General features: G+C 71.8%; 30 protein-coding genes and 1 other RNA gene. 18 read left to right on the top strand and 13 right to left on the bottom strand.

Going from position 1 to position 25,390, the window contains the following annotated elements; genetic code table 11:
* Window positions 1-22: 22 nt before the first annotated feature.
* The 5 genes from BT98_RS0103565 to efp form a co-directional block, all read right to left on the bottom strand.
* Window positions 23-1,423, bottom strand: coding sequence for a peptidoglycan -binding protein (locus BT98_RS0103565; RefSeq protein ID WP_019461539.1), 1,401 nt, complete (start codon window positions 1,421-1,423; stop codon window positions 23-25).
* A 29-nt stretch (window positions 1,424-1,452) separates the two neighbouring features.
* A complete protein-coding gene (locus BT98_RS0103560; RefSeq protein WP_019461538.1) occupies window positions 1,453-2,580 on the bottom strand; it encodes a hypothetical protein in 1,128 nt (375 codons plus the stop codon).
* A gap of 8 nt (window positions 2,581-2,588) precedes the next feature.
* Window positions 2,589-3,032 carry an OmpA family protein gene (locus BT98_RS27110; protein ID WP_027297151.1) on the bottom strand — a complete coding sequence of 148 codons (444 nt, stop codon included), beginning with the start codon at window positions 3,030-3,032 and terminating at the stop codon, window positions 2,589-2,591.
* A gap of 312 nt (window positions 3,033-3,344) precedes the next feature.
* Entirely contained in the window at window positions 3,345-4,193 is an 849-nt protein-coding gene (locus tag BT98_RS0103550; protein WP_019459532.1) for an inositol monophosphatase family protein, read from the bottom strand.
* A gap of 245 nt (window positions 4,194-4,438) precedes the next feature.
* Window positions 4,439-5,008, bottom strand: coding sequence for an elongation factor P (efp, locus tag BT98_RS0103545; protein ID WP_019459533.1), 570 nt, complete (start codon window positions 5,006-5,008; stop codon window positions 4,439-4,441).
* A 196-nt stretch (window positions 5,009-5,204) separates the two neighbouring features.
* Between efp and BT98_RS0103540 the strand changes: the two genes are divergently transcribed.
* Window positions 5,205-5,768 carry a P-loop NTPase family protein gene (locus BT98_RS0103540; protein WP_019459534.1) on the top strand — a complete coding sequence of 188 codons (564 nt, stop codon included), beginning with the start codon at window positions 5,205-5,207 and terminating at the stop codon, window positions 5,766-5,768.
* A 58-nt stretch (window positions 5,769-5,826) separates the two neighbouring features.
* On the opposite strand, the gene BT98_RS0103535 is transcribed toward BT98_RS0103540, so the two are convergent.
* The gene (locus BT98_RS0103535) at window positions 5,827-6,927 is read right to left on the bottom strand and encodes a lysine-2,3-aminomutase-like protein (protein ID WP_019459535.1); all 1,101 of its coding nucleotides are present in this window, start codon (window positions 6,925-6,927) and stop codon (window positions 5,827-5,829) included.
* A 199-nt stretch (window positions 6,928-7,126) separates the two neighbouring features.
* Window positions 7,127-7,453 (bottom strand): hypothetical protein, encoded by a 327-nt coding sequence (locus BT98_RS0103530; protein ID WP_019459536.1) that lies wholly within the window; start codon window positions 7,451-7,453, stop codon window positions 7,127-7,129.
* Between the two features lie 334 nt (window positions 7,454-7,787).
* Here BT98_RS0103530 and epmA point away from each other — a divergent pair, with 334 nt between their 5' ends.
* Complete coding sequence (epmA, locus tag BT98_RS0103525; protein WP_019459537.1) at window positions 7,788-8,855, top strand: EF-P lysine aminoacylase EpmA; 1,068 nt, start codon at window positions 7,788-7,790, stop codon at window positions 8,853-8,855.
* 42 nt (window positions 8,856-8,897) lie between these two features.
* On the opposite strand, the gene BT98_RS0103520 is transcribed toward epmA, so the two are convergent.
* The 5 genes from BT98_RS0103520 to BT98_RS25900 form a co-directional block, all read right to left on the bottom strand.
* The gene (locus BT98_RS0103520; protein WP_019459538.1) at window positions 8,898-9,488 is read right to left on the bottom strand and encodes a GDSL-type esterase/lipase family protein; all 591 of its coding nucleotides are present in this window, start codon (window positions 9,486-9,488) and stop codon (window positions 8,898-8,900) included.
* A gap of 13 nt (window positions 9,489-9,501) precedes the next feature.
* Window positions 9,502-10,812: a hemolysin family protein gene (locus tag BT98_RS0103515; RefSeq protein WP_019459539.1), complete on the bottom strand. Its 1,311-nt coding sequence runs from the start codon at window positions 10,810-10,812 to the stop codon at window positions 9,502-9,504.
* Between the two features lie 36 nt (window positions 10,813-10,848).
* Window positions 10,849-11,511, bottom strand: a complete 663-nt coding sequence (gene thiE, locus BT98_RS0103510) for a thiamine phosphate synthase (RefSeq protein ID WP_019459540.1) — start codon at window positions 11,509-11,511, stop codon at window positions 10,849-10,851.
* On the bottom strand, window positions 11,511-12,434 hold the full coding sequence (locus tag BT98_RS0103505; RefSeq protein ID WP_019459541.1) for a class I fructose-bisphosphate aldolase: 924 nt from the start codon (window positions 12,432-12,434) through the stop codon (window positions 11,511-11,513). Before BT98_RS0103505 ends, thiE begins: the two co-directional genes overlap by 1 nt.
* Before the next feature lie 128 nt (window positions 12,435-12,562).
* The gene (locus BT98_RS25900) at window positions 12,563-13,102 is read right to left on the bottom strand and encodes a hypothetical protein (protein WP_051544245.1); all 540 of its coding nucleotides are present in this window, start codon (window positions 13,100-13,102) and stop codon (window positions 12,563-12,565) included.
* Between the two features lie 189 nt (window positions 13,103-13,291).
* Here BT98_RS25900 and BT98_RS28365 point away from each other — a divergent pair, with 189 nt between their 5' ends.
* The 9 genes from BT98_RS28365 to ruvA all read left to right on the top strand — a co-directional run bounded on the left by BT98_RS28365 (window position 13,292) and on the right by ruvA (window position 18,361).
* On the top strand, window positions 13,292-13,630 hold the full coding sequence (locus tag BT98_RS28365) for a hypothetical protein (protein ID WP_019459543.1): 339 nt from the start codon (window positions 13,292-13,294) through the stop codon (window positions 13,628-13,630).
* 3 nt (window positions 13,631-13,633) lie between these two features.
* Entirely contained in the window at window positions 13,634-13,954 is a 321-nt protein-coding gene (locus BT98_RS0103490; protein WP_019459544.1) for a cell division protein ZapA, read from the top strand.
* A 9-nt stretch (window positions 13,955-13,963) separates the two neighbouring features.
* Window positions 13,964-14,118, top strand: a non-coding RNA gene (gene ssrS, locus BT98_RS26470) — 6S RNA.
* On the top strand, window positions 14,105-14,728 hold the full coding sequence (locus BT98_RS0103485) for a 5-formyltetrahydrofolate cyclo-ligase (RefSeq protein WP_019459545.1): 624 nt from the start codon (window positions 14,105-14,107) through the stop codon (window positions 14,726-14,728). Before ssrS ends, BT98_RS0103485 begins: the two co-directional genes overlap by 14 nt.
* Complete coding sequence (locus BT98_RS0103480) at window positions 14,725-15,558, top strand: TIGR00282 family metallophosphoesterase (protein WP_026032931.1); 834 nt, start codon at window positions 14,725-14,727, stop codon at window positions 15,556-15,558. Before BT98_RS0103485 ends, BT98_RS0103480 begins: the two co-directional genes overlap by 4 nt.
* A gap of 88 nt (window positions 15,559-15,646) precedes the next feature.
* On the top strand, window positions 15,647-16,270 hold the full coding sequence (locus BT98_RS0103475; RefSeq protein WP_019459547.1) for an MSMEG_1061 family FMN-dependent PPOX-type flavoprotein: 624 nt from the start codon (window positions 15,647-15,649) through the stop codon (window positions 16,268-16,270).
* Window positions 16,271-16,378: 108 nt separating this feature from the next.
* Window positions 16,379-17,128 carry a YebC/PmpR family DNA-binding transcriptional regulator gene (locus BT98_RS0103470; RefSeq protein ID WP_019459548.1) on the top strand — a complete coding sequence of 250 codons (750 nt, stop codon included), beginning with the start codon at window positions 16,379-16,381 and terminating at the stop codon, window positions 17,126-17,128.
* 86 nt (window positions 17,129-17,214) lie between these two features.
* Window positions 17,215-17,745, top strand: coding sequence for a crossover junction endodeoxyribonuclease RuvC (gene ruvC / locus BT98_RS0103465; RefSeq protein WP_019459549.1), 531 nt, complete (start codon window positions 17,215-17,217; stop codon window positions 17,743-17,745).
* A 10-nt stretch (window positions 17,746-17,755) separates the two neighbouring features.
* Complete coding sequence (gene ruvA / locus BT98_RS0103460) at window positions 17,756-18,361, top strand: Holliday junction branch migration protein RuvA (protein ID WP_019459550.1); 606 nt, start codon at window positions 17,756-17,758, stop codon at window positions 18,359-18,361.
* Between the two features lie 62 nt (window positions 18,362-18,423).
* Here ruvA and aqpZ read toward each other — a convergent pair whose 3' ends face one another.
* Complete coding sequence (aqpZ, locus tag BT98_RS0103455; RefSeq protein WP_019459551.1) at window positions 18,424-19,167, bottom strand: aquaporin Z; 744 nt, start codon at window positions 19,165-19,167, stop codon at window positions 18,424-18,426.
* A 202-nt stretch (window positions 19,168-19,369) separates the two neighbouring features.
* Here aqpZ and ruvB point away from each other — a divergent pair, with 202 nt between their 5' ends.
* The 7 genes from ruvB to pal all read left to right on the top strand — a co-directional run bounded on the left by ruvB (window position 19,370) and on the right by pal (window position 25,387).
* Window positions 19,370-20,413, top strand: coding sequence for a Holliday junction branch migration DNA helicase RuvB (ruvB, locus tag BT98_RS0103450; protein WP_019459552.1), 1,044 nt, complete (start codon window positions 19,370-19,372; stop codon window positions 20,411-20,413).
* On the top strand, window positions 20,413-20,835 hold the full coding sequence (gene ybgC / locus BT98_RS0103445) for a tol-pal system-associated acyl-CoA thioesterase (protein WP_019459553.1): 423 nt from the start codon (window positions 20,413-20,415) through the stop codon (window positions 20,833-20,835). The genes ruvB and ybgC overlap by 1 nt, the downstream gene beginning before the upstream one ends.
* Before the next feature lie 48 nt (window positions 20,836-20,883).
* Complete coding sequence (gene tolQ, locus BT98_RS0103440; protein WP_019459554.1) at window positions 20,884-21,618, top strand: protein TolQ; 735 nt, start codon at window positions 20,884-20,886, stop codon at window positions 21,616-21,618.
* Between the two features lie 3 nt (window positions 21,619-21,621).
* Entirely contained in the window at window positions 21,622-22,140 is a 519-nt protein-coding gene (gene tolR, locus BT98_RS0103435; protein WP_037249762.1) for a protein TolR, read from the top strand.
* Window positions 22,141-22,164: 24 nt separating this feature from the next.
* Entirely contained in the window at window positions 22,165-23,304 is a 1,140-nt protein-coding gene (locus BT98_RS0103430) for a hypothetical protein (protein ID WP_027297149.1), read from the top strand.
* A 143-nt stretch (window positions 23,305-23,447) separates the two neighbouring features.
* The gene (gene tolB / locus BT98_RS0103425) at window positions 23,448-24,788 is read left to right on the top strand and encodes a Tol-Pal system beta propeller repeat protein TolB (protein ID WP_019459973.1); all 1,341 of its coding nucleotides are present in this window, start codon (window positions 23,448-23,450) and stop codon (window positions 24,786-24,788) included.
* A gap of 104 nt (window positions 24,789-24,892) precedes the next feature.
* Window positions 24,893-25,387, top strand: coding sequence for a peptidoglycan-associated lipoprotein Pal (gene pal / locus BT98_RS0103420; RefSeq protein ID WP_019459974.1), 495 nt, complete (start codon window positions 24,893-24,895; stop codon window positions 25,385-25,387).
* The last annotated feature ends 3 nt before the right edge of the window (window positions 25,388-25,390 follow it).

Raw genomic sequence — 25,390 nt, 5'->3', positions numbered from 1 at the left:
CGGACCAGGGGGCTGGCCGGCCTCAGCGGTCGGTCAGCCGCAGTTCGATGCGCCGGTTCCGCGCCAGGGCCTCGGGGCTGTCGCCCGGGTCGATCGGCTGGTTGTCGCCAAAGGCGGCGGCTGCCACCCGGTTGGCGGGCAGGCCCTCGCTGATCAGCAACTGCGCCACGGCGATGGCACGGGCGGCGCTGAGCTCCCAGTTCGAGGCGAAGCGTCCGCCGCCACGGAAGGGCGTGCGGTCGGCATGGCCATCGACGCGCAGGATCCAGGGCGTGCCGGGCGGGATACGGCCGGAGATCTCCTTGAGCACCCCGGCGATCTGGCGGATCTGCGCCTTGCCGCTGTCGGACAGGTCGGCGCTGCCCACGGGGAAGAGCACCTCGGACTGGAAGACGAAGCGGTCGCCGACGATGCGGATGTCGGGGCGGTCGCCCAGCACCTGGCGCAGCCGGCCGAAGAAGTCGCTGCGGTAGCGCTGCAGTTCCTCGACCTTGGCGGCGAGGGCGGCGTTCAGGCGGCTGCCGAGATCGGCGATCTGCGCGTCCTTCTCCTGCCCGGACTTCTGCTGCACGTCGAGCGCGGCGGCGAGGCGCTGGAGCTGTGCCTTCAGATCGTCGATCTGCCGGGCCAGCAGGGCGGCCTGGGCCTGGGCGCTTTCCGACAGGCGCACCGCCTCGCCATGGGCGCGCTGCTCCTCGCCGAGCTTCGCCTGGGCCTCCTGCGCCTGCTTCTCCAGCTGGTCGCGCAGCGCGGTCAGGGCGCGCACCTGGTCGGCGAGCTTCGCGGCCTCGGCCTGGAGCGAGGCGATCTGTGCCTGGGACTGGGCCTGGGCCTGGGCCAGCGACTGTTCCGCCTGCTGCCGCCCGGCCTGGGCGGCGCTCAGGGCGCGGGCGGCCTCGGCACGCTGGCGCACCGCCTCGGCGGTCTGGCCGCCCACCGCCTCGGCCCGGCCCAGCGCCTCGGTCAGGCGCGATTCCAGCGAGGCGATACGCTCGCCCGTGCCGCGCGCGGCGAGTTCGGCATCCGAAAGGCGGGCGGCGAGCTGGTCGCGGGCCTCGCGCAGGGTGTCGCGTTCGTCATGGAGCTGGTCGCGTTCCGTGCGCAGCCCGGTCAGCTCGCCCTGGGCCGCGTCGCGGGCGGCGGCGGCCCGGCGCGCCTCGTCCTGGGCACGGCCGAGGCTGGCGCGGAGTTCGTCTGTCTGGCTGCGTTCCAGGGAAAGCAGGTCGGCCAGTTCCGCCACCTGCCGGTTCAGCCGGTCCAGCGCCCGGTCGCGCGAGCTGAGCGTGACGGACAGGAAGCCCTGCGCCAGCACGAAAACCAGCAGCACGAAGATGATGACCATCAGCAGGGTGGACAGGGCGTCCACATAGCCGGGCCAGGCGTTGAGCCCCTCGCGCTGGGAACGCCGGATGCCGCGCGCCATGGGTCAGCGCCCTGCCTGCATGGCCGCCATCAGGGCGATTCCGCCAGGGCGGCGATGGTGCGGGCGAGCAGCTTGATCTCGCTGCGGATCTCCTGGGTGGACTGCGCGCGGCCCTGGCTCACCTCCTCGACGAGGCGGGCGAGGTAGAGCTCGATGTTGCGCAGATGGGCGTAGGAGGCCTCGCCATGCCCCTGCGCCTCGCCCAGCCGGTGGAGGACCGGGTTCAGCGATGCCTGCCCCTCGGCCATGCGCTGCATCAGCACCTGGCTGGCGCGCATCTGGTCGGTCAGCACGGACAGGCGCTCGGTCAGCGTGTTCAGCGCCTGCCCGGCATGGGCGGAGCGTTCCTCGCCGCGCGCCATGATGCGCTGGAGGCCTTCCAGGTTCTCGGCGGTCTGTTCCAGCAGGGCCTGCACATAGGCGGGGACGGAGCCGCCCTCGCCCTCGGCGCCCAGCACGCCGGAGGAGAGGCGGGTGGCGGAGGCGAGCCATTCCTCCAGCTCGTTGTAGAAGCGGTTCTGTGCCTGCCCGGCGGTCAGGTCGAGGAAGCCCAGCACCAGCGAGCCGCCGAGGCCCAGCATGGAGGAGGAGAAGGCGATCGACATGCCGCCGAGCGGCTGGGCGAGGCCCGACTTGAGCTGGTTGAACAGCGTGTTCAGGTCGCCGGAGCCGACCGACATGCTGTTGATCACCTCGCCCACCGCGCCGATGGTCTGGATCAGGCCCCAGAAGGTGCCGAGCAGGCCGAGGAAGATCAGCAGCCCGGTCATGTAGCGGGAGAGTTCCCGGCTCTCGTCGAGCCGCGCGGCGATGCCGTCCAGCACCGAGCGCATCGCCGGACCGGACAGGGAGAAGCCCTCGCCGCGCCGGCTGCCCAGCATGGAAGCCATGGGGGCGAGCAGGCTCGGCGGCGCCTGCGCCGTCTGGCCGGGGCCTTGGCGGCGGAACTCCTCCAGCCAGTCGGCCTCGCGCCGGATGGTGAGCACCTGGCGGAAGGTCCAGACGATGCCCAGCAGCAGCACGCCGAGGATCACCCCGTTCAGCACCGGGTTGGCCATGAAAGCCACCAGGAGCTGCGCCGAGAGCAGGGCCGCGATGGCCAGCACCACGGCCAGGAAGACCACCATCCGCAGCAGGTAGCGGGTGGGGCGGGTCATGGGATGGTTCATCCTCTGCGTGGGGCGGGCGCGGCCGCCGGTGGGGGGGAGGGTGAAGGGGCGGCGGGGGCCATGGCGCCGCGCAGCGGGGCGGGCGGGATCAGGTCGATGCTGTCGGTCGCCTCGATGGTCAGGCCGAGCGGGCGCAGGTCGATGCGCGTGCCGGGCAGGCCGCCGGATTCGAGGGTGCGCTTGATCTCCTGCGCCCGGGAAAGGCTGTCGCGGCGGGCGGTGGAAAGGTCGTCCGCCGGGCCGGAAACGCGGGCCAGCACGGTGACGCGGCCCCGGCTGCGCTCCGCCATGGCCTTGGCGAGCCTTTGCAGCGCCGCCTGTTGCGGCGGGGTGATGTCGCCCTGCAGGCGCCAGCCGCCCTCGGGCAGGACGGCGATGCCGTCGGCCAGCGGGATGTCGGCATAGGCGGCGGTGACGGGCGGCGCGGGCGGGCGCGGCATGGGGCCTGGGGCCAGCACGGCGGGCGGCGGCGGCGCCGGGGGTGGGGGCGGCGGCAGGGGCAGGTCGGATTGCGCCCACCCCGGACCGGGGAGGACGTCAAGCAGGCACGCCAGGATCAGGGCGGGCCGGAGAAATTTTGGGACCGGAGGCATCGGCCGCGCAGGCTAGAGCAGATCGGCGGGGGCCGGAACAGCCCCCTGTCGCGCTTTGCCGGGCCCCGGGGCCCGGTGGGGCGCATCACGCGGGCGGCGGAAGGGAGGCGGAAACGGCCGCGGCGATGCAACCCGGCCCGCCCCCGGGAGGCGTGCCGCTCAGCCCGCCGTGCCGCGGCTGGTGGCGACGCGGGCGATGCCCTCGGCCACCGCCTCGCGCAGCGGGCCGTGCAGGTTCGGGTTGCCGGCGACGATGTTGCCGTGCGGCCAGGGGTCGTTGCCGTCCGGATCGGTGACGTAGCCGCCGGCCTCCTTGATCAGCACGATCCCGGCGGCGCAGTCCCAGGGCTTCAGCCCCAGCTCCCAGAAGCCCTCGTAGCGGCCCGCCGCCACCCAGGCGAGATCGAGCGCCGCGGCGCCGAATCGCCGCACGCCGGCCACCTGCGGCATCAGCTTGGCCAGGGTGGCGGAGAACTCGGCTCGCTTCGGCGCGCTGGCGAAGGGGATGCCGGTGGCGAAGAGCGCCTCCTGCATGTTGCGGCGGCCGGACACGCGCAGGCGGCGGTCGTTGAGGAAGGCGCCCATGCCCTTCTCGGCCCAGAACAGCTCGTCCATCGCCGGGTTGTAGATGACGCCGGCCATGAGTTCGGAGCTGTTCTCGCCGGTGCGCTTCTCGATGCCGACGGAGACGCACCACTGCGGGATGCCGTGCAGGAAGTTGCTGGTGCCGTCGAGCGGGTCCACCACCCAGCGCCATTCCCAGTCCTTCTCGCCGCTCTCGCCGCTTTCCTCCATCAGGAAGGCGAAGCCCGGGCGGGCCTTGGAAAGATCGGCGCGCAGGCTTTCCTCGGCGCGCAGGTCGGCCTGGGACACGAAGTCGCCGGGTCCCTTCACGCTGACCTGGAGGTTCTCGACCTCGCCGAAGTCGCGCAGCAGGCGCTTGCCGGCCTTCTGCGCGGCCTGGATGACGACATTAAGCGCGGGGGAGAGTCGGGGGCTCGGGCGCATCGCGTGGATCCTCGCTGCGCCCGGGGCGTGGGGCCGGCCGGCTGCCCCCGGGGACGCTGGCGGGGGCCGCTGGCGGGATCCGGGGGGCGCGGCCCGGTCGGAAGCGCGCCGGGCGGGGAATGACGGGAAAGGGCAGGCCGCAGCCTGCCCGGATCGGGGCGCCCGGGGAAGGGCGCCGCCGGCTTCGGAAGAACCACCGCCACGGCGGCGGGGAGGGGCCGGGCCGGCGGGGCCCGGCGCGGGCCTCAGCCCTTGGCGCGCTCCACGTAGGAGGCGTCCTCGGTGCGGACCACGATCTTCTCGCCGGTGGCGATGAAGGGGGGCACCTGGGTCTTCACGCCGTTGGAGAGCATGGCGGGCTTGTAGGAGGAGGTCGCGGTCTGGTTCTTGATCACCGGATCGGCCTCGGTCACCTCCAGCACCACCGTGTCCGGCAGGTCCATGGAGACCGGGTCGCCCTCGATCAGGCGGACGTTGACGACCATGTTCTCGACCAGGAAGGGCAGGCGGTCGCCCAGGATCTCCTTGGGCACGCTATGCTGCTCGAAGGTCTCCGGGTCCATGAGGATCAGGCTCTCACCATCGGCGTAGGAGTAGGTGTACTCCTTGTCCTCGGTGGTCAGGCGCTCCACCGTGTCCTGGGTGCGCCAGCGCTGGTCCTTCTTGGTGCCGCTCTTCACGTCGCGCATCTCGACCTGGATCACGGCGGCGCCCTTGCCGGGGGTCATGATGTTGATCTTGAGCACGGACCAGCGGCGGCCCTCGAACTCGATCACCTGGCCAGGGCGCATCTGGTTGGCCTGCTGCTTCGCCATGGGGGCGGCTCGTCCTCGGTCTTTTGAAAAGGAGCGGGCGGGCGGCGGGCGCCCGCGCTGAAGGGCGGCGTTTAGCCCCGTAGGCGCTTTCGGGCAACCGGGACCGGCATGGGGCGGGCCGTGGGGCTGGGGCGCGGCGGACGCGGGTAGGGGCGGCGGTGCCCCGCCACGGGCCGGGAAGCGGAAGGAGACAGGGGTGCGCGTCGCCGTCTTCGGGGTTTCGGGGTCGGGCAAGTCCACCCTGGCGGGGCGCCTCGCCGCCGCACTGGGGGTGCCGCATGTCGAGCTGGACGCGATCAACTGGCAGGCGGGCTGGCGCGACCTGAACACTCATGACCTGCCGGAGTTCCGGCGGCGCGTGGCGTTGGCCGTGGCGGGGGAGGGATGGGTCAGCGACGGCAACTACGGCCGGGTGCAGGATCTTGTGCTGGACCGCGCGACGCATGTGGTCTGGCTCGACTATCCGCGCGGCCTGGTGATGCGGCGGGTCGCCTGGCGCTCCCTGCAGCGGGCGCTGACACGGCGGGAGATCTGGCCGGGCACCGGGAACCGGGAGGCGTTCCGGCAATGGCTCGACGCGGATCACCCGATCCGCTGGGCATGGCGCACCTATGCGGAGCAGCGCCGGGCCCATGCGGCGCTGCTGGCGGACCCGGCGCTGGCGCATCTGGAATGGCACCGGCTGCGGCGTCCGGGCGAGGTGGAGCCGCTGCTCCGGCGCCTGCGGGCGGAAAATGGCGGCGGGTCGGCCGGGATGTGACCATGGCCGCGTGCGGAGAGGGGCGATCCCTTTCCCAGGCCGTCCCGCTCTGGAACCGTCAAGGCAAGGGCCGGCCTGGGTCGCGTTCCGGCACGGCGTGGCGGTAGGGCACGCCGTCCAGCGGCCGTTCCACCACCCAGTCCATGCCTTCCGGCGTGGCGAATTCCGGCCCGATCGGCGCCTTGCCGCCACCGCCCGGCGTGTCGAGCGCATAGACCGGCCAGGCCAGGCCGGTGAGGCGGCCGCGCAGGGTGCGGAGCAGGCGGCGGCCTTCGGCGATCGGCACCTCGAAGCGGGCGGTGCCGGGCGCGCGGTCGAGCTGGTGCAGGTAGTAGGGCTTCACCCGGCTGGCCAGCATGGCGCGGAAGAGGTCCTCCAGCGCGGCCTCGCTGTCGTTCACTCCGCGCAGCAGCACCGACTGGCCGAGCAGGGCCACCCCGCCCCGCGCCAGGAGGCGCAGGGCGGAACGGGCCGGGGGGGAGAATTCGCGGGCATGGTTGGCATGCACGCAGAGGAAAAGCGCCTTCTCCGTGTCCAGCGCTCCGGCCAGCGCCTCCGTGACGCGGGCGGGATCGGCCACCGGCACGCGGGAATGGAGGCGGATGACCTCGATATGCGGGATGGCGGACAGGCGGGCGACAATGGTGCCGAGGCGGCGGGGCGAGAGCATCAGCGGGTCGCCGCCGGTCAGGATCGCCTCGCGCAGTTGCGGCATGCGGGCGAAGTAGTCCAGGGCCGCGTTCAGCTCCGCCTCCGACAGCAGCCCGCCGTCCGGGCCGACCTGTTCCCGCCGGAAGCAGAAGCGGCAATAGACCGGGCAGGCCAGCAGCGGCTTCAGCAGGGCACGGTCGGGATAGCGATGGACCACGCCCTTCACCGGGGAATGTGGATGGTCGGCGGTCGGGTCTTCCAGCTCCTGCGGGGAGGCGAGGAGTTCCGCCGCCTGCGGGATGTACTGCGCCGCGATAGGATCGGCCGGGTCGGCGCGGTCGATCAGCACCTCCACGGCGGGCGTGACGGAGATGGCATAGCGTTCCGACACGGCCCGCAGGCCGGGCAGGGCCGCCGCGGGAACGAGGCCAGCCTCCGCCAGCGCCTCCGGGCTGCGGAGGGTGCGGGCGGGGCTCGGCATGGCGGGGCGGGAAAGGCCATCGGGCATGGCGGCCAGCAGCTAGACCAGGATGCGCGGTGGTGGAAGCGGCAGGGCCGGGGGGACTGGGCCGCGCCTGCGGGGCAACTGGATGGCGCCCCGGGTGGGCGTGGCAAGGGGGCGAGATGGCGGAGGCCACAACGAAACAGGGGCATCCCGGCCGGGATGCCCCTGTTTCGTGGTCCAGCCGGGGGGGCCGGCCGCAAGGTCAGTTGTTGTTGCTGACGTCCAGCGGGGTGGAGCCCGTGGTGAAGTGGCTGGCCACCATGCTGCCGGTCGGGGCGCCGGTCACGGCCGAGGAACCCGCGTTGCTGCTGTTCCGCACGACGCTGCCCGGGGTGGCGTAGCTCCAGGCCATGTCGAAGCTGGGCGTGCCGCGGGTAGCGGAGGAGCCGGCGCTGCTGGTGTCACGGGGCGTGGAGCCGATGCTGTAGTGGCTGTAGCCACCGCCTTCCGCCGCATGGCTCACCACGGGGGCAGCCATCAGGGTGGTGGCCATCAGGGCGGCGAGGCCGATCTTCGAGAAGGTGCGCATGGTGTTCTCCGAACTCTTCTTGAGCGGGGCTTCATCGTCCCGTTCTCATGGTCATTAGATAGGACGCTAATCTAACCGGAAAATCACCGATGTTCAGGAATGTTTGTCACAGGAAACCGGACAATTCCTGTCCCCAATCCCATGGTTCTTGGTCCAGGGCGGGAAGCCTGCCTTCCGTAATCCGCCGTTCACGGCCGGCCCATGGGAGGGCTTCGGTGGGGCGTGGGCCCGGGCTCCCCAAAGCTTTCCGGTATGTGGGTTGAGGCGGAACAATGCACGCGGTCGTCATCGCCGTCGCGCCAGGATGGGGTGGAGGCGCTATAAGCCCGATGACATGCCGTCTCCCCGATCCCCCCTGTCCCGGCCGGACTGGCTTCCCGAACGCCTCGCGGCCCGGCTGCCGGCGCTGCGCCGCCGTGCCCTGCTCCTGGCGGATACCAGGGCCTTCTTCACCGCCCGTGGCTATACGGAGGTGGAAACCCCCGCGCTGGTGCCGGTTCCGGGCATGGAGGTACACCTGCAGGGCTTCCGCTCCCGCTTCCGCCCGCATCTGGGACCGGGGGAAGCGCGGGACCTCTGGCTGCGGACCTCGCCCGAACTGGCACTGAAGCGGCTGCTGGTCGCCGGAGCCGGGCCGGTCTTCGAGCTGGCGCGGGTCTGGCGGAACGGCGAGGTCTCGCCCCGCCACGCACCGGAGTTCACCATGCTGGAATGGTACGCGCCGGGCCTGCCGCTGGACGGGATGATGGACGAGGCCGAAGCGCTGCTGCGCGCCGTCCTGCCACCCCGCGTGGCGCAGCGCGGCGTTGAGACGGATCTCCGCCAACCTTTCGAGCGCATCCCGGTGGCGGAGGCCTTCCGGCGCTGGTGCGGCGGGCTGGACATCCTCGCCACGCTGGGGCCCGACGGGGAGGGGGACGGCGCGGCGCTGCGTGCCGCGGCGCGGGCGGCGGGGCTGGAGGCGCCGGAGGGCGAGGGCTGGGAGGAACTGTTCTTTCGCCTGATGCTGGACCATGTGGAGCCGCATCTCGGGCGCGAACGGGCGAGCTTCCTGACCCATTGGCCGGCCCCCCAGGCGGCGCTGGCCCGGCGCGACCCGTCGGCCCCCCGGGCGGCGCTGCGCTTCGAGCTTTTCGTGGCCGGGATCGAGCTGGCCAACGCCTTCGACGAACTGACCGACCCGGCGGAACAGCGCGGCCGCTTCGAGCGTGACGTGGCCGAGCGGCGGCGCCTCTATGGCGAGGAAGGCTGGGAGGTGGACGAGGATTTCCTGCGCGCGCTGGAGCACGGCATGCCCGGCGGCAGCGGGATCGCGCTGGGCTTCGACCGGCTGGCCATGCTCGCGGCGGGGGTGGAGGACATCGCCCTCACGCGATGGCTGGGGAACTGGCCCTATGGGTGAGGCGGCTGTCCTGGGAAGGAAGTGCGCTTCCGTGGGCTTTTGTCAGGGCACCCAGGCGCGCCAGGCCGGCCAGGCTTCGACGGCGGCGGCCAGAGCGGCATAGCCGCCTTGATTCGGGTGTGCCCCATCGCCGGAGCGGACTTCCGCCGCCCAGTCAGGGCAGTCCCGCACCACTGGATGTAAGGGCAGGAAGGGAATGCCAAGCCCGGCGCAGAGGGGCGCCAGGGCTTGGGCGAGGGTCTCCACCCCGGAATCCGCCAGGGAATCGCCGGCCGGAATGGGGCCCAGCATGAGCGTCGGGCGAGCGGTACCCTTCAGGATGGCGGCGGCGTTCTCCAGGCTGCGTGGCAGCGGCACGCGCGGTGCGCCATCCTCGATCACACAGTCGTTGGCACCAAAGGCGAAGAGCAGTCGGCCATCCTGTTCCGCCGGCAGGCGGCGGGCCGCTTCCTCCTGCCAGCGGCCGGCGATGTCGGTGCTGGTGTCACGGCGGATGCCAAGATTGTAGAGGGTGACGTCATGGCCGCGTTGCCGCGCGGTGGCGCAGACACGGCCCGCCCAGCCCAGCATCGTGTCATCGCCGGTGCCGTTGCTGAAGCTGTCGCCGAAAACACAGAGACGGAAACGGATCATCGGCCACGCCCCATCAGACCGCCTCGCGCGGCGCGGCCCTGCGGGTGACGAGGAGCTGGTTCACGCGGAAGCCCTCGACATCGACCACCTCGAAGGTGAAGCCGGCGATCTCCATCTTGTCGGCCTTGCGCGGCACACGGCGGAGGTGGTGCATGACGAAGCCGCCGGCGGTCTCGTAGGGGCCGGAATCCGGCGAGATCGGGATGCCCAGGACCTGCACCACGTCGGCCATGGGGGCGATGCCGTCCACCAGCCAGGAATTCTCGTCGCGCTGGACGATGACGCTTTCCTCGAAGGGATCGGCGAGGCCGCCGACCAGCACCGCCAGCACGTCCTTGTAGGTGATGACGCCGACCACCATGGCGTATTCGCTGACCACCACGGCGAAGCCGGCCTTCTGCGCCTCGAACTGGGACAGCACCTCCCAGAGGTCGAGCGTGTCCGGCACCACCGGGGCGTCGCGGCGCAGCCGGGCCGGGTCGATGCCGCCCGGTCCCTCGTTCAGCACGGCGGCCAGGACATCCTCGGCGCGGGTGAGGCCGAGCACGCGGTCCAGGCTGCCATCGCAGACCGGGTAGCGGGAATAGGGGTGACGGCGGACCTTCTCCTGCCAGATCTCGGGGGATTCCTTGATGTCCAGGTACACGATCTCGTCGCGCGAGGTCATGGCCGAGGCGGCGGTGCGCTCGCGCAGCGCCAGGACGTTCTCGATCAGCCGGTGCTCGCCCGCCTCCAGCGCGCCGGAGGTCACGCCGGCGGCCAGGGTGGCGCGGAGCTCCTCGGCCGTGACCAGCTCCGCCGCCGAGGTGGTGGGCATGCCCAGCATCCGCAGGACGGCGTCCGCCAGCCGGCTGAAGACGAAGACCAGCGGGCGCAGCAGGCGCACCGCCAGCGCGGGGAACCAGCCGACCGAGAGGGCCACCTTCTCCGGCGCCTGCATGGCGATGCGCTTGGGCACCAGGTCCGCCAGCAGCACGAAAAGCATCGTGACCAGCAGGAAGGAGAGGACCGAGCCGGCGGTGGCGGCGGTGGTGGGGCTCAGCCCCGCCTCCAGCAGTGCCGCGGAGAAGGGCGGGGAAAGCAGGCCCTCGCCGATCACGCCGCCGAGCACGCCGACGGCATTCAGGCAGATCTGGATGGCGGTGACGACGCTGGCCGTGTCGCGACGCAGCGCCAGGAAGCGGCTGGCGCGCAGGTCGCCTTCCTGCGCCAGGATGCGCAGGCGCGTCTCGCGCGCGGCGGCAAAGGAGATTTCCGCCAGGGAGATGACCACGCTGGCCACGACCAGCAGAAAGGTCAGGAAAAGTCCCAGGGCGATGTCCAAGCGGCGCTTCCTTTGTTGCGGCCCGGCCGGACCCGTTCAGCCTGCGGCTTGGGCGATGGCGGCGTTCATGGCCCGGACGCCCGCGGCCGGCCCTTCGGGGTGCTTCCATACCGCCCCGACGACGGCCAGGAAATCCGCCCCGGCCCGCACCAGGGGTGCGCAGTTCGTGGCGTCGATACCGCCGATGGCGACGGAGGGAACCTCCATCACCTCCGCCCACCAGGAAAGCAGCTCGGGTTCCGCCCGGTGGACCGTCTCCTTGGTGGCGGTCGGAAAGAAGGCGCCGAAGGCGACATAGTCGGCGCCGGTCTCCCCCGCCTGCATGGCGAGGTGGCGGGAGGCATGGCAGGTGATGCCCAGGATGCCGTCGCCCAGCAGCTCCCGCGCGGCCGCCTGGTCGCCGTCCTCCTGGCCCAGATGCGCGCCGTCGCAGCCGGTCTGCACGGCGAGGTCGGCACGGTCGTTCAGCAGGAAGGCGACGTCGCGCGCCTGCGCCACGGGGCGCAGCGCGTCGACGGCGCGGCGGATGGCGTCGTCATCCGCCTCCTTGAGCCGGAGCTGGACGCAGGCGACGTCGCCCGCATCCAGCGCCCGGGCGAGCTCCTCCGCGAAGCGGGCCGGCTCCAGCGCCGGCGGCGTCACCAGGTAGAGTCGGCAGCCGGGGGCCTCCCCGGACGCCTGCTTCGCGGAGGCGGCCATCAGAGCGGCGACTTGTACACGTCGATGATGGCGGAGAGCAGCTTCAGCGCCTCGGGCTTGGAGCGCTGGAAGCTGTTGCGGCCCACGATCGAGCCGTTGCCGCCGCCGGCATGGATGCCCCTGGCCATTTCCACCATCGCGTCATGGGTGCCGGCCTCGCCGCCGGAGAAGACCACGAGGCGGCGACCGCCGAAGCAGGCCTGCACCACGTGCCGGATGCGCCCGGCCAGGGTGGCGATGTCGGGGACCGGGAACTTCTCGTAGGTCTTCTTCGCGGCATCCAGCGAGATCGCCTCGGTCGGCGGCTTCACCTTGATGATATGGGCGCCGGTGAGCGCAGCCATGTGCGCGGCATAGGCGCAGATGTCGAGCGCGGTCTCGCCCACCTTGTCCAGCATCGGGCCGCGCGGATAGGACCAGACCACCACGGCGAGGCCGGCGGCCTTGGCTTCCTCGGCCAGCTCGCGCAGTTCCTCCATCATCTCGAACTGGTATTCCGAGCCCGGGTAGATGGTGAAGCCGATCGCCGAGCAGCCGAGGCGCAGCGCATCCGCCACCGTGCCCGTCACCGCCTGGTCCTTTGTGGTGGAAAGGGAGTTGGAGGAGTTGACCTTCAGGATGGTCGGCACCGTGCCGGCGAAGCTGGCGGCGCCCGCCTCGATCATGCCAAGCGGCGCGGCATAGGCGTTCAGCCCTGCCTCGATCGCCAGCTCGAAGTGGTAGCGCGGGTCATAGGCCGCCGGGTTGGGCGCGAAGGAGCGGGCCGGGCCGTGCTCGAAGCCCTGGTCCACCGGCAGGATCACCATCTTGCCGGTGCCGGCCAGCTTCCCGCTGTTCAGGATGCGGGCGATGTTGGTCTTGGTGCCGGGATTGTCGCTCTCGTACCAGGAGAGGATCTCCCGGACCTGCGGGGTGAGCTGCATCGCGTTTCCCTTTCCTTCTTGCGGCCCCGTGGGGCCCCCGTGGATGTTCCCCGACGCCGTGCCGCGTCGCATTTTCGGGAACGGGTGATAGATTCCCGGAAAGTGCCGCCCTGGAAAGTGCCGCCTGTCTAGCCGCCTCCGGCCTTCCCTGTCATCTCGCCGCCGGTTGGCGATGTCGTGAGCCAGCGGCGCAGGATCGCCATCCCGCCGGGGCGGCGCAGGTCGATGCCATCCAGCGACAGCGCCTCTGGCGCCCGTCCATGCAGCACCGCCCCCACCGCCTGGCCCGCCCCCGCCACCTGGGCGAAGGCGGGACAGGTTTCCGCCAGGATCAGCTCCCGCCAGCCCTCGCGCAGCGCCCGCAATGCCAGCCCCGGCATGGCGCCGCAATCCAGCAGGGTGCGGCAGGGCAGGGCGGGATGCCGCGCCCGCGCCAGGCGGATCACGGCGGCGAAGCCCGCGGGGCCGGGCCAGGTGGCGGCGCCGGGGGCGGAAAGCAGCACCGCGCCCCGTCCGCCGCCGGCCTCCGTCACGGCGCGCAGCACGGCCTCGGCCTCGCGCAGCCCGTGCACCGTGACTGCCGGCAGCCAGGAAAGGCCCGCCGGGGCCGGGCCGGGGGCTTCCCGGGCCACGTGCCGCGGGGCTGCGCCCGCTTCGTTCCCGGGCACGCCTTCCGGTCCGTCTCCGGGCCCTTTTCCGGGCCCATTTCCGGGATCGGTGCGGCTCGCGATCCGGCCCATGGCCTGGCTCCCTGTTTTGCCATCGGTTTTGCCGCCCGCGCGGCCAGCGTGGCGTTGACCCTCGCGCCATGCCATGCCTAATGCCCCAGGATATCACGCGTTCGGGGTTCTTGCTTGATGGCGGATCGTTTGGGCGAAGCCGCGGCGCGGCTGGAAGCGGCGGTGGAGCGTCTGGCTGCCGCGGCCTCGCGCCCCCGCTCGTCCATCTCGGAGGAAGAGGTGGCGGAGCTGGGCCGGCGCCTGGACTCGACCCTGGCCAGGCTGCGGCTTGCCCTGGCCCGGGAGGAGTCCGAAGGGGAGATGGAGGCCGAGCCGGAATCCGAGGACCTGTCCCTCGACGCGGCCGGGGACGAGGAAGGTGGCGAGGAGGCCGGGCAGGCCAAGGGCGCGGCCGGGCCGGAGCCGGAGGATGCTCCGCAGCGCCGGACGGAACCCCAGAACAGGCAGGAGGTCTAGGGCTTGGGTCAGGTCACCGTTCGCGTCGGCGGCTACAGCCACCCCGTTTCCTGCGAGGACGGGCAGGAGGCGCATCTCGTCGCCCTGGCGGCGGAGGTGGACCGCCGGGTCCATTCCGTGCGCGCCATGGGCGGCTCCTTCGGCGAGAACCGGCTGCTGCTGCTGGCCGCCCTGCTGCTGGCCGACGAGGTGCATGACCTGAAGGTCGAGCTCTCCCGGGCCCGGGCCGGGCAGCCCACCCTGGACAACCCCGCGATGGCCGAACGTCTGGTCCGCGTCGCGGAGAGGATCGAGGGCATTGCGGCGGGGCTCGAGCGCCCTTAACTAGGTCGGGCGGGGCTGCCTTTCGCGCCAGGTATCTCATCCCCGGGGCCAATGTGCATCCTCCGGGAACTGGCTCTGTCCGGACCGTGGTCCGGGTATCTGGTGCCCACCTGCTTCAGCAGGCCTTGGGAGGATGAATCGCCAGCGGTCATGGTGGCTCCGCACTTCGTTTCCGATCCCGGTGAACTCGCCGCCGCCAAGGCGCGGCTGCGGCACGAGATGCTGGCGCAGCGCGCTGGCATCGCCACGCCGGAGGCCGCCGAAGCCGTGGCGCGGGTGGTCCTGGATGGGATGCCGCCGCCGCCGGGCGCCGTGGTGTCCGGCTACTGGCCCATGGGGGATGAACTGGACCCGCGGCCGCTTCTGGCGGCGCTGGCCTCGCGTGGCCACGCCGTTGCCTTGCCGGTGACAACGCGGCGCGGCCAGCCCCTGCGCTTCCGGCAATGGCGGCCGGGCGAGCCTCTGCTGCCCGTCCGCTTCGGCCTGTCGGAGCCGTCGCCCGAGGCGCCGGAACTGCGTCCCGACTGGCTGCTGGTGCCGCTGCTGGCCTTCGACCGGCGCGGGCAGCGGCTGGGCTATGGCGCGGGCTATTACGACCGCACGCTGGAGGTTTTGCCGGGTGCCGTGGCGCTCGGCTTCGCCTATGCCGGGCAGGAGGTGCCGCGCGTCCCCACCGGGCCGGGCGACCGGCCGCTGCGGGCCGTGGCGACGGAGCGCGGCGTAATCCATTGCGAACCGCCGCCCTGCGGAGAGGGTTCCGAGGAGAAGGCTTGAGAATACTGTTCCTGGGCGACGTGGTGGGGCGCAGCGGGCGCGATGCCCTGGTTTCCCGCCTGCCCGCGCTGCGGCGCGAACTCGCCACCGACCTCGTCGTGGTGAATGCGGAGAATGCCAGCCACGGCTTCGGCCTCGCCCCCGACATGGCGCGGGCCTTCCTGGAGGCCGGGGTGGACGTGCTGACGCTGGGCAACCATGCCTGGGACCGCAAGGAGATCATCCCCTTCATGGAAGGGGAGCCGCGCATCATCCGCCCGATCAACTTCCCGCCCGGCACGCCGGGGCGCGGCGCCACGGTGGTCGAGATCTCCGGCGGGCGGCGGGCGCTGGTGGTCAACGTCATGGGCAGGCTGTTCATGGAGCCGCTGGACGACCCCTTCCGCGGCGTGCAGGCGGAACTGGCGAGGCACGTCCTGGGCGGGCCGGTGGGCACGCCCGGCACGATCCAGGCGGCGGTGGTGGACATCCATGCCGAGGCGACCAGCGAGAAGCTGGCCTTCGGGCATTCCTTCGACGGGCGCGCCTCGCTGGTGATCGGCACGCACACGCATGTGCCGACGGCGGATCACCAGGTGCTGGAAGGCGGCACCGCCTACATGACCGATGCCGGGATGTGCGGCGACTACGACAGCGTGATCGGCATGAGCAAGGGCGCCTCGGCGCTGCGCTTCTGGCGCCGGATGCCGGGCGAACGGCTTTCCCCGGCCGAGGGCGAGGCGACGCTCTGCGGCGCGCTGGTGGAGACGGACGACGCCACGGGTCTCGCCAAGCGCATTGGCCCGCTGCGGGTCGGCGGGCGGCTGGCGGCGGTCAAGCCGGGCTTCTGAGCCAGGGTTCCGGTGCCGGGTGGCGGAGACCGCGGACAAGTCTGAGAACTGCTCGCAACGCTGCCGTTCCCATGCCAGGATGACTCGCATGGACAGCCTGCCGCCCGACCCCCACGCCATCACCACGCCGGAACAACTGGCTGAGTACTACGCCCCGCCCGGGCCGGTGGTGCTGCGCAAGGTCAGCCCGGTGGTGGATGCCACCGCCGCCGCCTTTATCGCCCACAGTCCCTTCTGCGTACTCTCCACCGTGGGGAAACGCGGCGCGCATGGCACGCCGCGCGGCGATGCGCCGGGCTTCGTGGCGGTGCTGGACGAGCGCACCCTGGCGCTGCCGGACCGGCGCGGCAACAACCGGATCGACGCGCTGCGCGACGTGCTGGACGACCCGCGCGTGGCGCTGCTCTTCCTGGTGCCCGGCTCGGGCGAGACCCTGCGCGTTTCCGGGCTGGCGCGGCTGACCACCGACCCGGCGCTGCGCGCGCGGCTGGCCATGGAAGGGCGCGAGCCCGCCACGGTGATGCTGGTCGCGGTGCGGGAGGTCTTCATGCAGTGCCGCCGGGCGGTGGCACGGGCGAAGCTCTGGCCCTGCGACGCACGCCCGGCGGGGACGCCGACGCCGGGGCAGATGATCGCCGCCCATACCGGCGGGATGGTCGATGCGGCCGAGGTCGATGCGCGCTCGCCGGATCTGGAAAAGCACCTCTACTGAGGCCGGCGGCGGGGCGGGCGCCGGGCGTCATGCTGGCCGTCCGCCGCGCCCGGGGCTATAGGTGCCGCCAAACCCTTCCTATTCCTGACGTTACGGGCACAGACGACCATGGCCGGCCATTCGCACGCCAAGAACATCATGCACCGCAAGGCGGGGCAGAGCGCCAAGAAGGCCCAGGCCTTCGGCAAGCTGATCCGCGAGATCACCGTCTCCGCCAAGGCGGGGATGCCCGACCCGGCGCACAACCCGCGCCTGCGCGCCGCGGTGAAGGCCGCGCTGACGGCGAACATGCCGCGCGACACGGTGGACCGCGCCATCAAGCGCGTCGCCGCCGGGACGGACACGGACAACTACGACGAGGTCCGCTACGAGGGCTATGGCCCGGCGGGCGTGGCCATCATCGTCGAGGCGCTGACCGACAACCGCAACCGCACCGCCTCCGACCTGCGCTCGGCCTTTTCCAAGTTCGGCGGGGCGATGGGCGAGACGGGCTCGGTGAGCTTCCAATTCGAGCGTGGCGGCGTCATCACCTACAAGGAGGGCGTGGCCTCCGAGGAGGCGATGATGGAGGCGGCGATCGAGGCGGGCGCCAGCGACGTGGAGACCTATGACGGCGTCCACGAGGTCACCACCTCGGTCGAGGACTTCACCGCGGTGCGCGATGCGCTGGAGGAGAAGTTCGGCGCGGCGGAAAGCGCGAAGCTCGAATGGTGGCCGAACGTGTCCGTGGACCTGAACGAGGAGCAGGCGCAGTCCGTGCTCAGGCTCGTGGAGGTGCTGGACGACCATGACGACGTGCAGAACGTCTATGCCAATTTCGAGGTCTCGGACGAGATCGCCAACAAGCTCTCGGCCTGAGGGACCGGCCTGGGTTCCCGGATGGCGGGCTTCGGGGGGAGCCGGCCGCCGGCGCGGAACACGTATGGCCTGTGGGGGGGAATGGCATGTCGGGCAGCGTCCGCATCCTGGGGCTGGACCCCGGGCTGCAACACACGGGCTGGGGGCTGATCGAGAGCAGCGGCTCCCGCCTGCGGCACCTGGCGGACGGGGTGATCAGCACCACCGCCGACCTGCCGCTCGCGGAGCGGCTGTCGCAGATCTACCGCGCCCTGCGCGCGATCCTGGACCTGCACCAGGCCGACGAGGCGGCGGTGGAGCACACCTATGTCAACAAGAACCCCGGCGCCGCGCTGAAGCTGGGCCAGGCGCGCGGCGTGGTGCTGCTGGCACCCTCGCTCGCGGGGATCGAGGTGGCCGAGTACCAGGCCATGGAAGTCAAGCGTGCCGTGGTCGGCACGGGCCATGCCGACAAGGTGCAGGTGACGGACATGGTGCGGCGGCTGCTGCCCGGTGCCGTGATCCGGCGCGCGGATGCGGCGGATGCGCTGGCGGTCGCGATCTGCCACGCGCATCACCGGGGCAGCCGCATGGCGCTGGCGCGGATGGCGAACCTCGCCGTCAGCCAGCCGCGATAGGAAGAGAGCGATGATCGGCAAGCTGCGCGGCGTGCTGGATTCGGTGCATGAGGGCGGCTGCATCCTGGACGTGAACGGGGTGGGCTATGTCGTCGCCGCCTCCTCCCGCGCCGTGGCCGCGCTGCCGCCGCCGCCGGCCCAGGGTACGCTCTGGATCGAGACGGTGGTGCGCGAGGACGCGATCACCCTCTATGGCTTCGCCGATGCGGCGGAGCGGGACTGGTACCGGCTGCTGACCGCGATCCAGGGCGTGGGGCCAAAGGTGGCGCTGGCGCTGCTGTCCACGCTGAGCCCGGCGGACCTCGCCGCCGCGCTGATGGCGGGGGACCGGGGCGCACTGGGCCGCGCGCCGGGTGTGGGGCCGAAGCTGGCGGCGCGGCTGGTGGCGGAGCTGCGCGACCGGGTGGGGGCGATGCCGACCGGCAGCTTCAGCGTGACGATCCCGCCGCCGGTGCCGGCGGGCGCGGCGGAGGAGACGGTTTCCGCACTGCTGAACCTCGGCTGGAAGCGGGCCGAAGCGGCGGCGGCGGTGAACCGGGTGCGCGAGCGGCTGGGTGACGGGGCAGGGCTGAGCGAGATGATCCGCGAGAGCCTGAAGGAGCTGGCGCCGCGTTGAGGTGGCGGAGGGCGCCTCCTGGGGGCGCCCTCCGCTGTCCATCGCCCCTGTGAGGCCCCTTGTCAGGCGGCCTTGCGCTGGTCGACCACCACCGTGTCCACCGGATCGGCGGGTTCGTAGAGCATCCGGGTCACGGCGCCGGCCACCATGGCGCCCAGGATCGGCGCGACCCAGAACAGCCAGAGCTGGCCGACATATTCGGCACCCGCGAACAGGGCGGGGCCAGTGCTGCGGGCCGGGTTCACCGAGGTGTTGGTGACGGGGATCGAGACCAGGTGGATCAGCGTCAGCGCCAGGCCGATGGGGATGCCGGCGAAGCCCGTGGCGGCGCCCTTCGAGGTCGTGCCGATGATGATCAGCAGGAAGAAGAAGGTCAGCAGTAGTTCGGTCAGGAAGGCCGAGCCCAGGCCGTACTTGCCCGGGCTGAGCGCGCCATAGCCGTTGGCCGCGAAGCCGCCCGGCACCCAGCCCGGCTGTCCGGAGGCGATGATCCAGAGCGCCGCCGCGGCGATGATCGCGCCGGCGACCTGGGCCACGATATAGGGCACCACATGCCGGTTGGCGCAGCGGCCCGCCGCCCAGAGGCCGAGCGTGACGGCGGGGTTGAAGTGGCCGCCCGAGATGTGCCCGACCGCATAGGCCATGGTGAGCACGGTCAGCCCGAAGGCGAAGGCGACGCCCAGGAAGCCGATGCCCAGCGCATCCGGGAACTTGGCCGCCAGCACGGCGGCGCCGCAGCCGCCGAAGGTGAGCCAGAAGGTCCCGAAGAATTCGGCGACGACGCGCCGTCCGGTGTCGTTGTGCATGCGAGACTCTCGATCGTTGATGGAGTCGATCAGTCGCGACCCGGAAATGAGTATTTGCCGCTTCTCAAATCTGCGGAAGCGATTCTTTTTTTGCACTGCAATGGCCTGGGGAGGCGGGCCTCCGGGGTGGGGCGGCCGCCGTCTCGCCGGAACCGGCGCGGGACCCCGCGACTTGGCGGCCTGATCCCTCTATGTTCCCGCCATGAGCGATCATGATGCCCGCCTGACCAGCGGGGCGCGGCTGGAGGAGGACGGCAACGACGCCGCCCTCCGCCCACAGACCCTGGCCGACTTCACCGGGCAGCCCGCGCTGCGCGAGAACCTTTCCGTCTTCGTCCAGGCCGCGCGCGAGCGCGGCGAGGCGATGGACCACGTGCTGCTCTTCGGGCCGCCGGGCCTGGGCAAGACCACGCTGGCCCAGATCGTGGCGCGGGAACTGGGGGTGGGGTTCCGCGCCACCTCCGGCCCGGTGCTGCAGCGGGCGGGGGACCTGGCGGCGATCCTGACCAACCTGCAGCCGCGCGACGTGCTCTTCGTGGACGAGATCCACCGCCTGCAGCCGGCGATCGAGGAGACGCTCTATCCGGCGATGGAGGATTTCCAGCTCGACCTGATCATCGGGGAGGGGCCGGCGGCGCGGACGGTGCGGATCGACCTGCCGCCCTTCACGCTGGTCGGCGCCACCACCCGGGCCGGCCTGCTGGCCACCCCGCTGCGCGACCGATTCGGGATTCCCCTGCGGCTCCAGTTCTACTCGGCGGAGGAGCTGGAACGGATCGTGGCACGTGGTGCGGGAAAGCTGGGCTTCGAGCTCACGCCGGACGGGGCGCGGGAGATCGCCACCCGGTCCCGCGGCACGCCCCGCATCGCCGGGCGGCTGCTGCGCCGGGTGCGGGACTTCGCGGCCGTGGCCGGGCGGCCGGCGGACCGGGCGCTGGCCGACGACGCCCTGCGGCGGCTGGAGGTGGACGTGCTGGGCCTGGATGCGATGGACCGGCGCTACCTCCGGCGGCTGGCGGAGCATCATGGTGGCGGGCCGGTGGGGGTGGAGACGCTGGCGGCCGCGCTGGCGGAAAGCCGGGACACGCTGGAGGAGGTGATCGAGCCCTTCCTGATTCAGGAGGGACTGATCCTGCGCACCCAGCGGGGCCGCGTGCTGGGCCTGCCGGGCTGGCGGCATCTCGGCCTCGCCCCGCCGCGCAACGCGGTGGCGGCACAAGGCGACCTGCTGATGGACGAGGGCTGATGAGCGCCCATCGCTACCCTGTCCGCGTCTATTTCGAGGACACCGACGCCGGCGGCGTCGTCTATCACGCCAACTATCTGAGATGGGCCGAAAGAGCCCGGACCGAATCCTTGCGCGACATGGGCTTGCCGCACGGTCTTCTCGTGGAACGTCACAATTTGTTCCTCGTGGTGCGGCGCGCCGAAGTGGAGTATCTGCGGCCGGCCAGGCTGGATGAGGCCCTGATCGTGGAGACCCGCGTGCTGCGGGTCGGCGGGGCCTCGGTCGAGCTGGCGCAGGATGTGGTGGATGAGGCCGGCGCCTACCGGGCGCGCCTCAAGGTGACCCTGGTCTGTGTGTCGCGCGACGAGCTTCGCGCCGCGCGCATCCCGGAGCCCTGGTCCAGCGCCCTGCGGGATGTGGTGTCTCCCCCGGCAGGCTGAGGGGCCGCGCGGGGGAGGATGAACAGGGCGGGGGCCCGGTAATGGAGGATGCCCGTGGGTGAGGGCGTGACGGCGACCAATCTGGCGCCGATGGCACATGACCTGTCGCTCTGGAACTTGTTCCTCCAGGCCGACTGGGTCGTGAAGCTGGTGATGCTCGGACTGCTGTTCGCCAGCATCTGGGTCTGGGCGATCGTCTTCGAGAAGGTGACCTCGGTGCGCCGCGCGAACCGCGCCGCCGATGCCTTCGAGGAGAAGTTCTGGTCCGGCGGATCGCTGGAGGAGCTCTACCGCAGCGAGGGCGAGCGCCCGAACCATCCGATGGCGGCCGTCTTCGGCTCCGGGATGCGGGAATGGCAGGCCAGCGCCCAGGCCTCGGTCGGCTCCGCCATCTCGCTGATGGGCGTCAAGGAACGCGCCGACCGCGCCATGGGCGTGACCGTCGGGCGCGAGATGGAGCGCATGGAGCGCTGGATGGTGTTCCTGGCCTCGGTCGGCTCGGTGGCGCCCTTCATCGGGCTGTTCGGCACGGTCTGGGGCATCATGAATTCCTTCGCCGCCATCGCCGGCAACAACAACACCAACCTCGCCGTGGTGGCGCCGGGCATCGCGGAGGCGCTCTTCGCCACGGCGATCGGCCTCGTGGCCGCGATTCCGGCGGTGCTGGCCTACAACAAGATCAACACCGACCTGTCGCGCTACGCGGCGCGGCTGGAGGCCTTCGCGTCGGAATTCGGCACGATCCTCTCGCGCCAGGCCGACGAGACGCCGGCGGGGCGCTGAAGCATGGGCATGTCCACAGGCGGCCCCAATGGGGGCAAGGGACGCTCCCGCTACCGCCCCATGGCCGAGATCAACGTCACGCCGCTGGTGGATGTGATGCTCGTGCTGCTGATCATCTTCATGGTGGCGGCGCCGCTGATGACCTCCGGCGTGCCGGTGGACCTGCCCAAGACGGCGGCGGCGCCGCTGAACCAGGAGACGGAGCCGCTCACCGTCTCGGTGAACCCGGAGGGGCGGATCTTCCTCCAGGACACCGAGGTGCAGATGGAGAACCTGGTGCCGCAGCTCCAGGCCATCATGCAGAACCAGCCACCGGGCGCGCCGGAGCGGCGCATCTTCGTGCGCGGCGACCGCACCAACAGCTATGGCCGCATCATGGAGGTCATGGGCGCCATCGTGTCCTCCGGCTTCACCCGTGTCGCCCTTCTCGCGGAACAGCCTTCCGGCGCGGCCCCGGCGGGCCGCGGCGCGGCGTCCGGGCAGGCTCCGGGCCAGGGCGCGGCGCGCGCGCCGGCGCGCTGAGGCCGGGGAAGGAACGAACCCACGATGCGCTGGCCGCGCGGATTGCGGGAATGGGCGTACGTCTCGGCGGCGCTCCATCTGCTCGCCTTCCTGGTGATCCTGATCCAGCTCCCCGCCCGCAAGGTCGATGAGCCGATGGAGCAGGGCATTCCTATCGAGGTGATCACGCCCGAGGCGGCGCAGCTCGCCCAGGCGGACAAGCCCTCGCCATCCCCGAGCAGGACGGCCGCCGCGAAGGACGAGCCCCTGCCGCTGCCGCCGCCGGTCGAGCCGCCGCTGCCGGAGCCCGTCTCGGCCCCGCCGCCGCCGCCCCCGCCGCCACCGGCTCCGGCCCTGGCACCGACCTCGGCCGCGCCCTCCACCGCCGACAGGCCGGCCCCGCCGCAGCAGCAGGCCGAGGCCGCGCCGCCCTTGCCACCGCCCCCGGCCCCGCCGCCGCCCGCGCCCACGCCGCCGCAGCAACAGGCGGAGGCGACCCCGCCACCGCCTGCCGCCGATGCCATGCTGCCCCTGCCGCCGCCGCCGGCCCCTGCGCCGCCGAAGCCGCAGCAGCATGCCGAGGCAAAGCCCGAGCCCAAGCCGGAACCGCCCAAGCCGCAGCCGCCGGTGCAGCAGCCCAAGCCCAGCAACCAGCAGGGCACGGGCAAGGTGCTGCCGCCGCCGAATCCCTCGGACAAGCCGGGCACCGGGCGTACGCCGCCGGCCAAGAACACGGACGAACGCTCTCAGAGCGTGCTGAGCACGCTGGAGAAGCTGCGGGCGATGCAGGCGCAGAACGAGGCGCCGAAGTCGCGCGCCAATCCGGCGCCCTCGGGCTCCACCCAGGCGGGCGGGGCGCCGACCGGGACCGCCGCGCTCAGCTCGGGCGAGAAGACGGCGCTGGCCAATACCATCAGCGAATGCTGGTCGGTGGATGGCGGCGCGCTGAACATCCGCTCGGTGATCGTGGAGATGCGGGTGGAGGTGGATTCCGGCGGCACGGTGCGGAACGTGCGCCCGAACGGCAGCGTGCCCGCCGACCCGCAGGCGCGCTCGGTCTATGAGGCGGCCCGGCGCGCGCTGCTGAACCCACAGTGTAACCCGCTGCCACTGCCGAAGGACCGGCTGGAGGCGCTGCGCAACACGGTCTTCCGCTTCAACCCGCGGGACCTGGGGCTGCGCTGAGGCGCGTCCCCCGGCATCCGCCGGCATTGCCGCAGCGGAACGATACGGCCCGCCACGCTTCGTGACGGGACAGGGGCTTGATTTGACGGCAGGACCGGGGCTTCTCCCGGTCCGAACCGGTTTTCAGGGGAAGAGACACGACGATGGACGGCCGCTTTACCCGACGTGCCGCGCTTCTGGGGGTGACCGCCGCCGCTGGCGCCATTCCGCCGCTGCGCTCGGTGCTGGCCCAGCCGGCCGCGGCCGAGAGCCGCGTGGACATCACCCGCGCCCGCACCGATCCGATCCCGATCGCGGTGCCCGCGCTGCCGGGCACACGCGGGGCGGAGATCGCCCAGGTAATCCAGAACGACCTGAAGAATTCCGGCCTGTTCCGCCCGGTGCAGAACGCTGCCTTCATCCAGAGCGCCGAGGCCGCGGCGGCGCAGCCGAACTTCCAGGACTGGCGGGTGATCGGGGCCAATGCGCTGGTGACCGGCCGCGTGGCCGACCAGGGTGGGCAGCTCCGCGTCGAGTTCCGCCTGTGGGACGTGCTGCCGGGCCAGCAGATCGAGGGCACGGCCTTCACTGCTCCGGCTGCCCAGTGGCGGCGGATCGCGCATCTGATCGCGGATGCCATCTATTCCCGCCTGCTGGGCGAGAAGGGCTATTTCGACACCCGGATCGTCTATGTCGCCGAATCGGGGCCGCGCGACCGGCGCACCCGGCGGCTCGCGATCATGGACCAGGACGGGGAGAACAACCGCTTCCTGACCGACGGGTCCTTCCAGGTGCTCAGCCCGCGCTTCCATCCGAATGCGCGGCAGATCGCCTTCATGAGCTATTACCAGAACCAGCCGCGGGTCTATCTGTTCAACCTGGACACCGGGCGGCAGGAGGTTCTGGGCCAGTTCTCCGGCATGACGCTGTCGCCGCGCTTCTCGCCGGACGGGCGGTCGGTGATCCTGAGCTATGCCAAGGGCAGCGATTCCAACATCTACGTGGTGGACCTCGCCTCGCGGCGGGAGCGGCAGCTCACCTCGGGCAACGGGCTCGACGTCTCGCCCTGCTACAGCCCCGACGGGTCGCAGATCGTCTTCAACTCCGACCGGGGCGGCGACCAGCAGCTCTATGTCATGGATGCCGGCGGCGGTGGGGTGCGGCGCATCTCCTTCGGCCGTGGCCGCTATGCCACACCCGTGTGGTCTCCGCGTGGCGACCTGATCGCCTTCACCCGCTTCGGCGGCGGCAGCTTCGCCATCGGCGTGATGCAGCCGGACGGGCGCGGGGAACGCATCCTGACCGAGGGCTGGGGCATGGAGGGGCCGACTTTCGCCCCGAACGGCCGCGTCCTTGCCTATTACCGGGAGACCCCGGCGCGGGACTCGCGCGGCAATGGCTATGGTGCACGCATGGCGATGATCGACATCGCCGGTTTCAACGAGAGGCAGATTGTGACGCCGACCGATGCAACCGATCCGAATTGGTCCCCTTTGTTGTCCTGACACGGGAGAGGCGCGGTTTGTTCGGCTTGACCGTATCGAACGGCAGCCGTAACGCCGCGATCGCGTGTTTTGTGCCCCCCGCACAGCACGAGGAAAACGGATCGATGCAAACGAAGCTGCTGGGCGCGCTGGGCGCCCTCGCTCTGCTGGCCGCCTGTTCGAACAGCAACGACCAGGCCGGGGCCGCCACGGGCGCTGGCGCCTCCGCCGGCGCCGGTGCCGGCGGGCTGGGCTCCGTCCGCCCGGGCTCGCAGGAAGACCTCGTCGCCAATGTCGGCGACCGCGTCTTCTTCGAATTCGACTCCAGCTCCGTCCGCGGCGACCAGCGCGACGTGCTGGTGCGCCAGGCCGGCTGGCTGAACCAGTATCCCCAGGTGCAGGCCACGATCGAGGGCCACACCGACGAGCGTGGCACGCGCGAGTACAACCTGGCGCTCGGCCAGCGCCGCGCCAATTCCGCTCGCGACGTGCTGGTGGCCTCCGGCGTGGCCGGCAGCCGCCTGTCCACCATCTCCTACGGCAAGGACCGCCCGGCCGCCCTGGGTTCCGACGAGTCGGCCTGGGCGCAGAACCGCCGCGCGGTCACGGTCGTCCGCTAAGGC

It is taken from the genome of Roseomonas mucosa ATCC BAA-692, assembly GCF_000622225.1.
Taxonomy (GTDB): domain Bacteria; phylum Pseudomonadota; class Alphaproteobacteria; order Acetobacterales; family Acetobacteraceae; genus Roseomonas; species Roseomonas mucosa.
This window is presented reverse-complemented; position numbering and strand designations above follow the sequence as displayed.

What these genes read in the sequence shown, in the direction of transcription:
- BT98_RS0103550 (WP_019459532.1), bottom strand. Translation starts at nt 4,193, where the DNA reads ATGCGCCCGAGCCCCCGACTCTCCCCCGCGCTTAATGTCGTCATCCAG.
- BT98_RS0103485 (WP_019459545.1), top strand. Translation starts at nt 14,105, where the DNA reads ATGGTGGCTCCGCACTTCGTTTCCGATCCCGGTGAACTCGCCGCCGCC.
- aqpZ (WP_019459551.1), bottom strand. Translation starts at nt 19,167, where the DNA reads ATGCACAACGACACCGGACGGCGCGTCGTCGCCGAATTCTTCGGGACC.
- BT98_RS0103560 (WP_019461538.1), bottom strand. Translation starts at nt 2,580, where the DNA reads ATGACCCGCCCCACCCGCTACCTGCTGCGGATGGTGGTCTTCCTGGCC.
- thiE (WP_019459540.1), bottom strand. Translation starts at nt 11,511, where the DNA reads ATGGCCGCCTCCGCGAAGCAGGCGTCCGGGGAGGCCCCCGGCTGCCGA.
- pal (WP_019459974.1), top strand. Translation starts at nt 24,893, where the DNA reads ATGCAAACGAAGCTGCTGGGCGCGCTGGGCGCCCTCGCTCTGCTGGCC.
- BT98_RS0103470 (WP_019459548.1), top strand. Translation starts at nt 16,379, where the DNA reads ATGGCCGGCCATTCGCACGCCAAGAACATCATGCACCGCAAGGCGGGG.
- epmA (WP_019459537.1), top strand. Translation starts at nt 7,788, where the DNA reads ATGCCGTCTCCCCGATCCCCCCTGTCCCGGCCGGACTGGCTTCCCGAA.
- BT98_RS0103520 (WP_019459538.1), bottom strand. Translation starts at nt 9,488, where the DNA reads ATGATCCGTTTCCGTCTCTGTGTTTTCGGCGACAGCTTCAGCAACGGC.
- BT98_RS0103565 (WP_019461539.1), bottom strand. Translation starts at nt 1,423, where the DNA reads ATGGCGCGCGGCATCCGGCGTTCCCAGCGCGAGGGGCTCAACGCCTGG.
- BT98_RS0103475 (WP_019459547.1), top strand. Translation starts at nt 15,647, where the DNA reads ATGGACAGCCTGCCGCCCGACCCCCACGCCATCACCACGCCGGAACAA.
- BT98_RS28365 (WP_019459543.1), top strand. Translation starts at nt 13,292, where the DNA reads ATGGCGGATCGTTTGGGCGAAGCCGCGGCGCGGCTGGAAGCGGCGGTG.
- efp (WP_019459533.1), bottom strand. Translation starts at nt 5,008, where the DNA reads ATGGCGAAGCAGCAGGCCAACCAGATGCGCCCTGGCCAGGTGATCGAG.
- BT98_RS0103430 (WP_027297149.1), top strand. Translation starts at nt 22,165, where the DNA reads ATGCGCTGGCCGCGCGGATTGCGGGAATGGGCGTACGTCTCGGCGGCG.
- BT98_RS27110 (WP_027297151.1), bottom strand. Translation starts at nt 3,032, where the DNA reads ATGCCGCGCCCGCCCGCGCCGCCCGTCACCGCCGCCTATGCCGACATC.
- ybgC (WP_019459553.1), top strand. Translation starts at nt 20,413, where the DNA reads ATGAGCGCCCATCGCTACCCTGTCCGCGTCTATTTCGAGGACACCGAC.
- tolR (WP_037249762.1), top strand. Translation starts at nt 21,622, where the DNA reads ATGGGCATGTCCACAGGCGGCCCCAATGGGGGCAAGGGACGCTCCCGC.
- BT98_RS0103535 (WP_019459535.1), bottom strand. Translation starts at nt 6,927, where the DNA reads ATGCCCGATGGCCTTTCCCGCCCCGCCATGCCGAGCCCCGCCCGCACC.
- ruvA (WP_019459550.1), top strand. Translation starts at nt 17,756, where the DNA reads ATGATCGGCAAGCTGCGCGGCGTGCTGGATTCGGTGCATGAGGGCGGC.
- ruvC (WP_019459549.1), top strand. Translation starts at nt 17,215, where the DNA reads ATGTCGGGCAGCGTCCGCATCCTGGGGCTGGACCCCGGGCTGCAACAC.
- BT98_RS0103530 (WP_019459536.1), bottom strand. Translation starts at nt 7,453, where the DNA reads ATGCGCACCTTCTCGAAGATCGGCCTCGCCGCCCTGATGGCCACCACC.
- tolQ (WP_019459554.1), top strand. Translation starts at nt 20,884, where the DNA reads ATGCCCGTGGGTGAGGGCGTGACGGCGACCAATCTGGCGCCGATGGCA.
- tolB (WP_019459973.1), top strand. Translation starts at nt 23,448, where the DNA reads ATGGACGGCCGCTTTACCCGACGTGCCGCGCTTCTGGGGGTGACCGCC.
- BT98_RS0103505 (WP_019459541.1), bottom strand. Translation starts at nt 12,434, where the DNA reads ATGCAGCTCACCCCGCAGGTCCGGGAGATCCTCTCCTGGTACGAGAGC.
- ruvB (WP_019459552.1), top strand. Translation starts at nt 19,370, where the DNA reads ATGAGCGATCATGATGCCCGCCTGACCAGCGGGGCGCGGCTGGAGGAG.